Origin of the sequence: Microlunatus soli, from assembly GCF_900105385.1 — a bacterium.
In the GTDB taxonomy this organism is placed as follows: domain Bacteria; phylum Actinomycetota; class Actinomycetes; order Propionibacteriales; family Propionibacteriaceae; genus Microlunatus; species Microlunatus soli.
In genome coordinates, this window is record NZ_LT629772.1 from 837,556 (window position 1) to 849,416 (window position 11,861).

12 protein-coding genes are annotated in these 11,861 nt (G+C 68.4%); 4 read left to right on the forward strand and 8 right to left on the reverse strand.

Annotated features, from left to right (window positions below; translation table 11 throughout):
- Positions 1-307: 307 nt before the first annotated feature.
- A complete protein-coding gene (locus tag BLU38_RS03940) occupies positions 308-1,135 on the forward strand; it encodes an NAD(P)H-binding protein (RefSeq protein ID WP_091520190.1) in 828 nt (275 codons plus the stop codon).
- A 26-nt stretch (positions 1,136-1,161) separates the two neighbouring features.
- Here BLU38_RS03940 and BLU38_RS03945 read toward each other — a convergent pair whose 3' ends face one another.
- The 5 genes from BLU38_RS03945 to BLU38_RS03965 form a co-directional block, all read right to left on the reverse strand.
- The gene (locus BLU38_RS03945) at positions 1,162-2,112 is read right to left on the reverse strand and encodes a gluconeogenesis factor YvcK family protein (protein ID WP_091531872.1); all 951 of its coding nucleotides are present in this window, start codon (positions 2,110-2,112) and stop codon (positions 1,162-1,164) included.
- Between the two features lie 4 nt (positions 2,113-2,116).
- Positions 2,117-3,265, reverse strand: coding sequence for an RNase adapter RapZ (gene rapZ, locus BLU38_RS03950; protein ID WP_331715067.1), 1,149 nt, complete (start codon positions 3,263-3,265; stop codon positions 2,117-2,119).
- Positions 3,266-3,277: 12 nt separating this feature from the next.
- Positions 3,278-4,021: a pentapeptide repeat-containing protein gene (locus BLU38_RS03955; RefSeq protein ID WP_157683199.1), complete on the reverse strand. Its 744-nt coding sequence runs from the start codon at positions 4,019-4,021 to the stop codon at positions 3,278-3,280.
- A gap of 64 nt (positions 4,022-4,085) precedes the next feature.
- Entirely contained in the window at positions 4,086-6,098 is a 2,013-nt protein-coding gene (gene uvrC, locus BLU38_RS03960; RefSeq protein ID WP_091520202.1) for an excinuclease ABC subunit UvrC, read from the reverse strand.
- Between the two features lie 122 nt (positions 6,099-6,220).
- Positions 6,221-6,856 carry an NAD(P)H-dependent oxidoreductase gene (locus tag BLU38_RS03965; protein WP_091520205.1) on the reverse strand — a complete coding sequence of 212 codons (636 nt, stop codon included), beginning with the start codon at positions 6,854-6,856 and terminating at the stop codon, positions 6,221-6,223.
- 188 nt (positions 6,857-7,044) lie between these two features.
- On the opposite strand from BLU38_RS03965, the gene BLU38_RS03970 reads away from it, so the two are divergent.
- On the forward strand, positions 7,045-7,698 hold the full coding sequence (locus tag BLU38_RS03970; RefSeq protein WP_091520208.1) for a bifunctional 4-hydroxy-2-oxoglutarate aldolase/2-dehydro-3-deoxy-phosphogluconate aldolase: 654 nt from the start codon (positions 7,045-7,047) through the stop codon (positions 7,696-7,698).
- A gap of 21 nt (positions 7,699-7,719) precedes the next feature.
- On the opposite strand, the gene BLU38_RS03975 is transcribed toward BLU38_RS03970, so the two are convergent.
- The gene (locus BLU38_RS03975; protein WP_197679986.1) at positions 7,720-8,493 is read right to left on the reverse strand and encodes an SDR family NAD(P)-dependent oxidoreductase; all 774 of its coding nucleotides are present in this window, start codon (positions 8,491-8,493) and stop codon (positions 7,720-7,722) included.
- Between the two features lie 198 nt (positions 8,494-8,691).
- Here BLU38_RS03975 and BLU38_RS03980 point away from each other — a divergent pair, with 198 nt between their 5' ends.
- Positions 8,692-9,324, forward strand: coding sequence for a TetR/AcrR family transcriptional regulator (locus tag BLU38_RS03980; protein WP_091520216.1), 633 nt, complete (start codon positions 8,692-8,694; stop codon positions 9,322-9,324).
- 52 nt (positions 9,325-9,376) lie between these two features.
- On the opposite strand, the gene BLU38_RS03985 is transcribed toward BLU38_RS03980, so the two are convergent.
- Positions 9,377-10,300: an ArsR/SmtB family transcription factor gene (locus BLU38_RS03985; protein WP_157683200.1), complete on the reverse strand. Its 924-nt coding sequence runs from the start codon at positions 10,298-10,300 to the stop codon at positions 9,377-9,379.
- A gap of 277 nt (positions 10,301-10,577) precedes the next feature.
- Between BLU38_RS03985 and BLU38_RS03990 the strand changes: the two genes are divergently transcribed.
- Complete coding sequence (locus tag BLU38_RS03990; RefSeq protein WP_157683201.1) at positions 10,578-11,204, forward strand: LysE family translocator; 627 nt, start codon at positions 10,578-10,580, stop codon at positions 11,202-11,204.
- A gap of 148 nt (positions 11,205-11,352) precedes the next feature.
- Here BLU38_RS03990 and BLU38_RS03995 read toward each other — a convergent pair whose 3' ends face one another.
- Entirely contained in the window at positions 11,353-11,799 is a 447-nt protein-coding gene (locus tag BLU38_RS03995) for a Rieske (2Fe-2S) protein (protein WP_091531876.1), read from the reverse strand.
- Positions 11,800-11,861: the final 62 nt, after the last annotated feature.

The following is an 11,861-nucleotide window of genomic DNA, read 5'->3' on the forward strand; positions in this document are numbered from 1 at the left end:
CGTGACCGGGAGATGATCTTGGTCAACGGACCCGGACCAGGTGTCGATGGTAGGCGCCGGTGGTGACGCGATTCGAGCTTGGGTCGATAGAAAGACGGGCCGGCCCCGCGGGCGACCAGCTCGGCGGCGTTGTGGAAGACATTCCGCAGGAGTCCACCCGTCCTGCTGTCGACGCCGCCGGCTCAGGCGGACCGTTCGGGCGGGGCCGAAAGGGCGGCGTCTGGCGATCGGACCGGCCTACCGTACGGCGGGACGGTCCCGGCATCGTCCGCGGACCGGCCGACCCGCTCGTGAACGAGGAGAGCAGATGTATCTGGTCAGCGGTGCGACCGGCAATGCCGGCCGTGAGGTGGTTCGGGCCCTGCTCGACCAGGGCGCAGCGGTCCGTGCGCTGGTCCGATCGGCCGATACCCCTCTCCCCGACGGTGTCGAGCGCGCGGTCGGTGACCTGGACCGGCCGGAGTCCGTCCGGCCCTGGCTGGACGGCGTCGACGGCATCTTCGGATTGCCCGGCTATTCCGGTACGGCGACCATCCTCGCCGAGGCGGACCGGGCCGGCGTCCGGCGGCTGGTCCAACTGTCCGGAGTCTCCGCCGGCAGCGGCGATCGGAGCAACGCGATCACCCGCTACATGATCGACAGCGAGGACCTGGCACGCACTTGCGGATTGTCCTGGACCATCGTCCGCCCGAGCATGTTCGCCTCGAACGCATTGTCCTGGCGTGATCAACTGCGACAAGGTGACGTCGTCACGGCAGCGTTCGGTGCGGTCGCGACGGCCGTCATCGATCCCGCCGATATCGGCGCCGTGGTGGCTGCCGCCCTCACCGATGACCGCCATGCCGGCCGGACCTACCGGATCTCCGGACCGGAGGCGACCCGGCCGGCCGACCGGGTCGCCGTACTGGGCGAGGTGCTCGGCCGTGATCTCCGCTTCGTCGCACAGCCCGATGACGTGGCCCGGCGGGAGATGGCGGCGACGATGCCGAAACCGTACGTGGACGCGTTCTTCGACTTCTATGTCGACGGGTCACTGGACGAGTCGCCGGTGCTACCGACCGTCGCCGAGATCACCGGCCGGCAGCCGCACAGCTTCCGCGACTGGGCGGTCCGCAACGCCGGCCGTTTCGGCTGACCGTCGGCACCGGTCGGCGCGGTGTCTCAGACTCCCATCACCTCGGCGTAGGTCGCCGCCAACCGCAGCGGATCGTGCCGGGCGCTGCCGTCACGATGGGCGATGTCGGCCACCACCAGCTCGGCGCCGAGCGAGGTGGCGTAGGACTCCAGATGTGGATCGTCGCGGACGAAGCTGCTGTCGGCGAGCACGACGTCCAGCCGGAGCGCCGGTGCGTGCTCGGCCAGCAACTCCAGATGACGTGCGGCGGAGGCACCCTTGGTCTCGGCGTCGGACTGGACGTTCAGGGTCAGGATCCGTCGGGCGCCGGTGTCCACGATGGCCTCCGCCAGCTGCGGCACCAACAGATGCGGGATCACCGAGGTGAACCAGGACCCCGGACCGAGGATCAGCCAGTCGGCGTCCCGGACGGCCTGCACCGCCTGCACCGAGGCCGGCGGATCGGCCGGGATCAGTCGTACCGCGCGGACCTCGGCGGTCGTCTTGGCCACCTTCTCCTGGCCGTGCACGGTGCCGACCTCGTCGGGGACCGACGGGTCGAGCCCGACGACGTCGGCCTCGATCTCCAACGGGACCGCCGACATCGGCAACACCCGACCACGAGCACCGAGCAGCCGGGCGACCATTTCCAGCCCGGCGACCGGATCGCCGCCCAGCCGCTGCCAGAGCCCGGCGATCAGCAGGTTGCCGATCGCGTGGCCGCCCAGGCTGCCGTCGCCGGGAAACCGGTACTGCAGGACGTCGGCCCAGGTGCGGCCGGATTCGTCGTCGCCGCACAGTGCGGCCAGCGCCATCCGCAGGTCACCGGGCGGCAGGCAGTCCAGCTCGGCCCGGATCCGGCCCGACGACCCGCCGTCGTCGGCGACGGTGACAATGGCGGTCAGTCGATCGGTGATCCGGCGCAGCGCGCCGAGGCTGGCCGACAGCCCGTGGCCACCACCGAACGCGACGACCGTCGGGAGCCGTTCGATGTTCATCGGCTCACTCCCGGCCGAGGTCACGATGCAACACGTTGGTGACCGTGCCGTCGGCGCGCAGCCGGCGAGCGAACTCCTCGGTGATCGCGGTGCTGCGATGCTTGCCGCCGGTGCAGCCGATAGCGATGGTGGCGAATCGCTTGCCCTCCCTGATGTAGCCGGAGCCGATCACAGCCAGCATCGCCTGCAGCTGGGAGATGAACTCCTCTGCTCCTTGTTGCTCCAGTACGTAGCTGCTGACCTCGCGGCTCAGCCCGGTCAGCGGCCGCAGCGCCGGAATCCAATGCGGGTTGGGCAGGAAGCGGACGTCGAAGACGAGGTCGGCGTCGATCGGGATGCCGTTCTTGAAACCGAACGAGACCACTGTCACCCGAAGTTGATCATGCTGGCTGCCGCCGAAGGCGGCACCGATCCGGCTGCCCAGCTGATGGACGTTCAGCGACGAGGTGTCGACGACCAGATCGGCGGCGGCCCGCAACGTCGCCAGGCTGGCCCGTTCGGCTGTGATGCCGTCCATCAACCGACCGTCGCCCTGCAACGGGTGCGGTCGGCGGGCCGATTCCTGACGGCGGACGATCACGTCGTCATCGGCTTCCAGGTAGACGATCTCGGCCTGAATACCGGCGTTGCTGAGATCGGAGAACATCGTCGGCAGCTGTTCGAAGAACGATCGGGTGCGGACGTCGAGGACCACCGCGAGCCGGGTCTGGTTGGCCTGCAGGGCCAGCTCGCAGACCTCCAGCAGCACACTCGGCGGCAGGTTGTCCACGACGTACCAGCCGACGTCTTCCAAGGCGTTCGCCGTCGTGCTCCGGCCCGCCCCGGACATCCCGGTCACGATCACCAACCGAAATTGATCTTGTTCGGCGTCGCTGGTCGGCTCCTCGGGACCGGACTGCCCGCTCGGCTCCTCCGCCGGATCGGACGAGGGGTCGGCTGCGTCGGCCTCTGCCGATGCGCTCCCCCGACCGCTGCCCGTCGGGCCGGCACCGGGCTCGGAACCGGCGGAGTGCGGTTCGGCCAACGCCGTGCTCTCGGGTCCGATCGGCCCCGGCCCGCCCTGGTCGGATCCGGCCTGGTCGGATCCGGCCTGATCGGGTCCGGTCTCGTTCGGTGTGGTTGCGTCGGCCTGGTCGGTCGAGGGGGTGCTCACGGCGGCCATTATTCACTCCTCGACGGTCAACGTCGATGCGGTCCTCGGCTCCGGTGCGCTGTCGTCGCCGTCCTCCTCGGTCTCGACCCGCAGCCCGAGTGCCGCGGCGAGCGAATCGGCCAGCTGCAGCAGGTCGTCGGGGCCGACACTTGCCCCGGCGAGGCCGGCGACACCGCCGATCCGGGCCAACCGGCAGCGCTCGAAACGCACCCGAGCGAGTCGGGCATTGCTGAAGTCGGCCTCGGACAGATCGCAGTCGACGAACCGTACGTCGGTCAACTGCGCCGACCCGAGATCGACACCGGTCAGATTGCACCCCTCGAACTGCACCCGCTGCGCCTCCAGGAATCGGAGATTGGCCAGATTGATCATGGAGTCGGAGAGTCGGACGTTCTTCCAGCTGCAGCCGGCGGCTCGGATGCCGACCAACTTGCTGTGCCCGATCGCGATCCGTTGCCAACCGGACTCGACGAACTCCGCATTGGCTAGATCGCAGCCGATCAGCTCACTGTCGGCGAAGGCGGCGTGCCGCCACTGTGAAGCGGACAGTCGCACCTCGGCCAGCCGACTGCCGGCCAGCTCGGCGAAGTCGCTGTCGACACCGGTCAGGTCGATCGATCGCACCTGCACACCGTTCATGATCAATTCGCCGTCGGCACCGTCGACAGTGGTGACCGGACGGGGCGTGCGGATCCGAGGCTGCAGCGGCGATCGCACCCGGGTCGACGACGTGGTCGACTCGGTGGGTCTGATCATCTTCGGCACCTGCTCGAGAGCCGGGCCCGCTCGTCAACGGATCTGATCATGAACCGGGTGATCATCAATCCGACGTGATCTCACCGGTGGCGGTGTTGATCACCTCACCGTTCGGCTTGTCGTCCAGCGCCGCCTTGACCGCGACAGCGGTCCGCTCACCGAAGCCGGGCACCGCGGCGATGTCCTCCACCCGCGCTGCCCGCAGCTTCTTCAGCGAACCGAAATGCGACAGCAGCGCCTTGCGCCGTACCTCGCCGAGCCCGGGCACCTGATCGAGCACCGACTCCACCATCGACTTGCTGCGACGGGACCGGTGGTGGGTGATCGCAAAGCGGTGGGCCTCGTCCCGGATGCGTTGCAGCAGATACAGACCTTCGGAGCTCCGCGGCAGGATCAGCGGGTCCTCCTCGTCGGGCAACCAGACCTCTTCCAACCGCTTGGCCAAACCGCAGAGAGCGACGTCGTTGATGCCGAGCTCGGTCATCGCCGCGTCAGCGGCGGCGACCTGCGGCGGACCACCGTCGACCACGATCAACGCCGGCGTGTAGGCGAACTTCTTCGGTGCGCCGGTGGTCGGATCGACCAGCAGCGGGCCCTCACCGGACGCCGCCTCCCCCGGCGCCTGCATCGCCCGCTGTTCGTCGAGCATCCGCTTGAACCGGCGGGTGATCACCTCGTGCATCGCGGCGACGTCGTTCTGTCCGTCGAAGCCCTTGATCACGAAGCGCCGGTATTCGCTCTTGCGGGGCAGGCCGTCCTCGAAGACGACCATCGATGCGACCACCTCGGTGCCCTGCAGGTTGGAGATGTCGTAGCACTCGATCCGCAGCGGTGGCGTCGGCAGTTCCAACGCGGTCTGGATCTCCTCCAGCGCCCGGTTGCGGGTGGACAGGTCCTGCGCCCGTACGGTCTTGTGCCGGACCAGCGCCTCCTCGGCGTTCTTGGCCACGGTGTCCATCAGTACGCGTTTGTCGCCCCGCTGCGGGATCCTGATGTCGACCCGGCTGCCGCGCATCTCGGTCAGCAGCTCGGTCAGCGACTCCTTGCTGGGCGGCAGCGCCGGGACCAGGATCTCGCGCGGAATCGCCTGCTGGTCGGGGTCGTCGCTGTCGGCCTCGGAGTAGAGCTGCAGCAGGAACTGCTCGACCAGTTCGCCGGCATCGGCATCGTCGGCCCGGTCGGCGACCCAGCCCCGCTCGCCGCGGACCCGGCCGCCGCGGACGTGGAAGATCTGCACCGCAACCTCCAGCGGATCCTCGTCCAGCGCGCCGTTGCCGTCGGGCTTGGGTGCGATCGCAACGACGTCGGCGTCGGTGCCGTCCACGAAGGCGATGGCATTTTTCTCCATCGCCCGCTTCAGCGCGCCGAGATCGTCGCGGATCCGGGCCGCCTTCTCGAATTCGAGGTTGTCGCTGGCCTGCTGCATCTCCCGTTTCATCCGGCGCTCCACCGGTGCGGTCTGGCCAGCCATGAACCGGCAGAAGTCCTCGACGATCTCGCGGTGCTCGTCGGCGCTGACCCGGCCGACACACGGAGCCGAGCACTTGCCGATGTAGCCCAGCAGGCACGGCCGCCCGACCTGCTGGGCGTTGCGGAAGACCCCCTTGGAACAGGACCGCATCGGGAACACCCGGAGCAGCAGGTCGACCGTCTCGCGGATCGCCCAGGCGTGACTGTACGGCCCGAAGTAGCGGTTGCCCTTGCGCTTGGCACCCCGCCCGACGTGCACCCGGGGAAACTCCTCGGACCAGGTGACGGCCAACCAGGGATAGGACTTGTCGTCGCGATACTTGATGTTGAACCGGGGGTCGTACTCCTTGATCCAGGAATACTCCAGCTGCAGCGACTCGACCTCGGTCTGGACCACCGTCCATTGCACCTTGGCGGCGGTGTTGACCATCGCGTACGTCCGCGGATGCAGCCCGGTCGGGTCGGCGAAGTAGGAATTCAGCCGAGACCGGAGGCTCTTGGCCTTGCCGACATAGATGACCCGCCCACGCTCGTCACTGAACCGATAGACCCCCGGTCGGTCGGGGATCGCCCCCGGCTTCGGGCGATAACTCTGCGGATCTGCCACGTCCCCCAGACTAGAAGCCCCCGCCGACACCCCCGCCGCGGCCCGCACTAACCGCGATATATCAGACTTAGGCACGTTCCAGGAGTGCTGGAACGTGCCTAACCTCGATATATCATTCCGCGTCAGCGGGCAGCGCCGCAGACCCAGGCAGCGGCTCGTTGAGTTGCGCCGAACCAGCGCGCGCGTTGTTCGGAGGTTGCGCCGGCCACCGGTCGGAAGGTGAGACGTTCCAGGTCGGGTGAGCGGAGGAACGGGCCGATCTGCTCACGCCAGAGCAGACCGAGCGGGTCGGTCGCCGCGTCGGCGCCGTCTGCTTCCTGGTCGGAAGTGTTGATCACCAGCACCCGCCGAAGGTTGGGGGCCGGTGGGTCGACCGGACCGGGCGACGGTCCCGAGAGCAACACCCGATCCAGCCAGCCGGTCAAGATCGCCGGCGGCTTGCCCCACCAGTCCGGGTGGATGACGACCAGCGCACGACTCTCGGCGAGCTCCCGACGATGTCGGTCGACCAGGGGATCGGGCGCCGAGGTTGTCTGCCGGCGGACCTGTTCGGAGCTCGTCCCGCGGGTCCAGACTTCACCGGCGATCCCCTCGTCCTCGGTCAGCACCGGGTCGAACGATTCGGCGTAGAGATCATGGAAGGTCTGCCGCACGCCGGACTGCCGCAACAGCCCTCGGACGTTGCCTGCCAGTTCATGATCGAGGCTGTTCGCGCGCGGATGTGCGAGCACGACCATCACCGGCGTGAGCACGTTCATCCCGCAGAGCGTACCGAACCCGCCTCGACACCTTCGCGCTGATCATTCTTGGTGCCCCTCGACCGGCGACGGCCCGATCCTGTCGAGGCCCACCCGATCCGACCGATGACCACTCAGTACGATCACGGGTGTCCGTTTCTGCCAGCTCGGCCGGAGGTCCCGGCCCCGTCGACGAGGTTGCCAGCCCGATGCCTGCTCTGCCGCACGTTACCCAGACCCTGCAGGAGGTCGGCCGAGCCGGCGTGATCGCCGTCCTCCGCGCACCTTCGCCGGAGGCCGCGGTTGCCGCCGCAGAGGCGTTGATCAGCGGCGGCGTGACCGCGATCGAGGTCACCTACAGCACCCCGGACGCGGCAGCCGCCATCGCCAAGATCGCCCAGGATTTTCCCGACGCGATCGTCGGTGCCGGGACGCTGACCCGTGAACCGCAGATCACCGAGGCGGCTGCCGCCGGCGCCGCCTTCCTGGTCAGCCCCGGGACCACGGCTCGGATCGCCACCGCGATGGTCGACACCGGGCTGCCGACGATGACCGGCACTCTGACGCCGTCGGAGATCATGACGGCCCTCGACCTCGGAGTCACCGCGATGAAGGTGTTCCCCGGCTCGTTGGCCGGGCCGAGCTATCTGAAGGCGCTGCGCGGTCCGTTCCCCGATGTGCCGCTGATGCCGACCGGCGGAGTGTCGGCCGACAACCTGGCCGACTGGCTGACCGCCGGAGCATTCGCAGTCGGCGCCGGCAGCGAGCTGTGCAGCGCCGCCGACATGAAGGCTCTGGACTGGGCGGGGATCACGGCCAAGGCCGAGCGCTTCAGCTCGGCGCTGGCGACGGCTCGCGGCTGACCTCCTTCGCACCGGCCGCCCTCAGTCGAGTACGGAGAAGACCGCCTCGGCGCGGTCCCGGCTGACGGTGAGTTGATACGCGGTCTCGGCCAGTTCGTCGGGATCGAGCGACATCCGGGCCAGTTGCTCGGGATCGAGCCCGGTGGCGCCCAGTTCCTGGAGCCTGTTCTCGACCATGGCCCGATAGATGTCTCCGCGCAGGATGCCACCGCCGATCACCAACGATCCGACGTAGACGCCACGGTCGGCCACGGCGGCATTCAGCGTCAGCGCGTACGTGCGCAGCGCGGCGCCCGCCAGCGCGAGATTGCCGAGCTCGGGCATCGGCCGGACCGCACTCAGGCCGGTCGGGAGCAGGATCGCCCCCGTGCCGCGGTCGAGCATGCCGGGCAGCACGGCGGCGACCGCGTCCGCCGCCGGCGGGACGATCGCCAGTCCGTCCCGTACGGCGGCACCGGTCAGCCGATCGATCGGCACCGGCAGGTTCTGCGGTTCCATCGCCGCCGGACCGAAGTAGAGCACCTCGACCGGCCCGAGGCGGGCGACGATGCGATCCAGTACGGCCGACACCTGTGCGGAGTCGAGGACATCGGCGACCTCGGCGATCGCCGGCACATCGGCGTCCGCCAGCGAGCGCAGGTAGTCGGGATGCCGGGCATCGGTCCGCGACACTACCGCGACCGGATGGCCGGCCCGGGCGAATCGGTGAGCGATCGACATCCCGAGTCCCGGCCCGGCGCCGAGGACGACGGCGGCACCGCGGGATGCGTTGCCGCCGGACGGCGTCTGTTCCACCAGCCTGTCCTGTGCGGTTGGCCTGTCCTGTGCGGTTGGCCTGTCCTGTGCGGTTGGCCTGCCCTGTGCCGTGGAGCTGCCCTGTTCGGTCATCGATTCCTCCGGATTAAGTTGAGTCATCCCTCAAGATCAGCAGAATAGGCGAAACTGAGACGACCCTCAAGTACGTCCTCGAATGTCGCGAGTAGCGTTGCGGCCATGACAGTCCAGGCGAGGCGGCGCGACGCCACGGCGAATCGGCAGAAGCTGCTGACCGCTGCCGGCGAACTGTTCGCCGCCCGTGGCGTCGCGGCACCGCTGGAGGCGATCGCCAAGCAGGCACAGGTCAGCATCGGCACGCTGTACAACCACTTCCCCACCCGCGACCGGTTGCTGGATGCGGTCTATCCGGAGCGGATCGCAGCGCTCGACGCAGCGGCCACGAAGGCTCTAGCCGCCGACGATCCCTGGCAGGGTTTCGAGGATTTTCTGATCATGATCTTCTCGTTGCAGGCCGAGGATCGCGGACTGAACGAGGCGATGACCATGCGCTTCCCGGACGCCACCGCCCTCACCGAGGCCTGTAATCGCGGCTTCGCTCAGGTCGGCGCGCTGATCGAGCGCGCCCAGCGGGCGGGCCGGCTCCGGGCGGACTTCACGACGCAGGATCTGGCGTTCCTGATCTGGGCGACGTCGCGGGTGATCGCGGCGACTGCTGAGGTGGCACCGGACGCGTGGCAGCGTTATGTCGATCTCCAGCTCGACGGGCTCCGCGCCGGCGCAGCCCACCCGCTGTCGCAGCCCTCGCTGTCCGAGGAGCAGGTGGTTGCCGCGATGCGCGCGCCGGCCTGATCGGAGAGCGGCCGCCGCCGGGCCCGGCAGGCCCGCGGCACGTGGCCCCGGGTCAGAGCCGAGCTTCGCCGTCCAACATGGCCAGCCCCAACGATGACGGCGCATGGACGACCCGGTTGGCGCGTCGGGTCGAGGTGATCAGTCCGGCGCCGCGCAGCACCCCGGTGTGATGGCTTGCGGTCGCCAACGAGATCCCGACCCTGCTGGCGACATCACTGGTGCTGGCCCCGTCCAGTACCGAGCTGAGCACCGCAGCCCGGGTGCTGCCGATCAGCTCGGCGATGCCTCGTCCGCCGACCTCGGTCTCCGGATGCTCGACCGGGTAGACCAGCACCGGCGACAGGTGCGGATCGGCCAGCATCACCGGCATCCGGCAGCAGAAGTAGGACGGCACCAGCAGCAGACCGCGACCGTTCAGCTCGACCGTCTTGTCGATCGGGTAGCGGCATTCCAGGTACGGCGAACGCCACCGCATCGATGGCCCGAGATCGTCCAGAACGGCTTCGGTACCGCCGACCATCATCCGCCGGAGCACCTTGGTCCGGTTGGCGGCCAACACCCCCTCGATCGACGCCCGGTCGGGCTCGATCATCGTGCTGAAGTAGTGACGGACCACGTCCCCCAGACGCTTCAAGGTCTCCGGCCGCCCGTCGGCCAGCTGTTTGAGCCACGGCGCCGAGCCGCCCAGTTGGCCGATCTCGGAGCTCAGCCGCGACTTCGGCGTGCTGAGCACCGTCTCGAGATCACCGTCGAGTCCCACCGACGGAGCATCGGGGGTCAGGAAATCGGGGAAGTAGTCGTTCAACGGCGCGATGGTCGCCAGCACCTCGGTGGCGCTGCGGGTCGGACGATGACGCAACCGGGACCGGGAGCGGCGGACCCACGGTTCGAAGATCGGTGGGCGGCGGCCGCGGTCCAACTGCAACATCTGAACGCTGCCGACGACTTCCCACATCGGGTCCATCACATCGGTCACCCGGACGCGCATCAAGTCGTCAGGTGTGAATTGGATTCTGAGCACAATCCCTCGATCGGATCACGGGATGACCCAGACATTATGCTCAACCAAGGGTCGATCCGATACCCCATTACTCAAACAATTTGTCCGGGACCGGTCACAAGAGGGATTGGTACCCCTTTTCCGCGAACCGAGATTCGACGGCGTTCGAAACACCCTGGGCAGCGCCCCCGTGATCGGCGAGGGTTTGGCGTCTGCTGGCCGTCGGGGCCCGCGCGTCGAGAACGGACTGATCATGGGGCTGCCCGCCACGAGTGCCCTGCTCGCGTTCATGATCGCCTCGCTGACCACCCTGCTGATCCCCGGACCGGCCGTCGTCTATGTCGTCACCCGCAGCGTCGAGTACGGACGCGGCGGCGCACTGTGGTCCGTACTCGGCGTCGAGACCGGCGCCGTGGTGCACGCTCTGGCCGCCGCCGGCGGGGTGGCAGCGGTGCTGCAGACCTCCCCGACGGCTCTGACCGTGGTGCGACTGCTCGGCGTCGGATACCTGCTGTGGTTGGCGATCCGGCAGTTCGGACCGAGTCGACAACTGATCCGGTCCGAGACCTGCGCTGCTCCACGCAGTCGGCTGTCGCTGTATCGGGACGGCCTGCTGGTCGACCTGTTGAATCCGAAGACCGCGTTGTTCTTCCTGGCGTTCGTCCCGCAGTTCATCGACCCGTCGCGCGGATCGCCGGCACTGCAGTCGGGGCTGCTCGGACTGTTCTTCGTCGGCTTGGCACTGATCTGCGACGGCGGTTATGCGATGGCGGCGAGTCGACTGTCCGTGCACTGGACGTCGGCACGATTCCAACTCCTGATCAGACGTCTTACCGGAACCGTCTATCTCGCTCTCGCCGCCGTCGCCGCATTTGCCTGATCACGCAAATACAAGATGGGTATATCTATTCGCAAATGTCGTCATCACAAATACGCGTGATCGGTGCTGGCATTTCACACCGCGATTCTCGCGTCGATCCTGCGGCGTGGGCGACCGCTCGGGCGACCGGACCGGCCGGCGCGACAGCTCAACCGGACACCTTGAGATCGTCGCCGTCGACGCTGACGGTCGCCGCGGGCAACGGCTTCTGCGCGGGTGGGTGCAACACCGAACCGTCCTTGACCGAGAACTGGCTGCCGTGGCAGTTGCAGACGATCGCGTCGCCGTCGACCGCACTGAGCGGGCACCCCTCGTGCGTGCACTTGCTGCTGAACGCCTTGAAGTCACCGGCCGTCGGCTGCGTCACGACGTAGGCTCCCTTGATCACGCCGCTGCCCTCCGGCACCGAGGACTTGGCGACGGTGATCGGGCCGGTGGAAGCCGCCGCGGAACCCCCACCCCCACCGGAGGCTCCGGAACCCCCGGAGCACGCGGCGAGCACCGCGGTGGCGCCGCCGAGTGCGACCATCCCGATCGATCGGAAAAGCTCGCGCCGGCTGCGGGTGGTGGTGGGCTTGACGAATGCGTCGACCATGCTGGTGTCCTCCGGGGTGAAGGTGACCGGCTCCCGCACCGCGAGAAGACCGCTGTCTCCTC

What these genes read in the sequence shown, in the direction of transcription:
- BLU38_RS03940 (WP_091520190.1), top strand. Translation starts at nt 308, where the DNA reads ATGTATCTGGTCAGCGGTGCGACCGGCAATGCCGGCCGTGAGGTGGTT.
- BLU38_RS03945 (WP_091531872.1), bottom strand. Translation starts at nt 2,112, where the DNA reads ATGAACATCGAACGGCTCCCGACGGTCGTCGCGTTCGGTGGTGGCCAC.
- BLU38_RS03955 (WP_157683199.1), bottom strand. Translation starts at nt 4,021, where the DNA reads ATGATCAGACCCACCGAGTCGACCACGTCGTCGACCCGGGTGCGATCG.
- BLU38_RS03965 (WP_091520205.1), bottom strand. Translation starts at nt 6,856, where the DNA reads ATGAACGTGCTCACGCCGGTGATGGTCGTGCTCGCACATCCGCGCGCG.
- BLU38_RS03970 (WP_091520208.1), top strand. Translation starts at nt 7,045, where the DNA reads ATGCCTGCTCTGCCGCACGTTACCCAGACCCTGCAGGAGGTCGGCCGA.
- BLU38_RS03980 (WP_091520216.1), top strand. Translation starts at nt 8,692, where the DNA reads ATGACAGTCCAGGCGAGGCGGCGCGACGCCACGGCGAATCGGCAGAAG.
- BLU38_RS03990 (WP_157683201.1), top strand. Translation starts at nt 10,578, where the DNA reads ATGGGGCTGCCCGCCACGAGTGCCCTGCTCGCGTTCATGATCGCCTCG.
- BLU38_RS03995 (WP_091531876.1), bottom strand. Translation starts at nt 11,799, where the DNA reads ATGGTCGACGCATTCGTCAAGCCCACCACCACCCGCAGCCGGCGCGAG.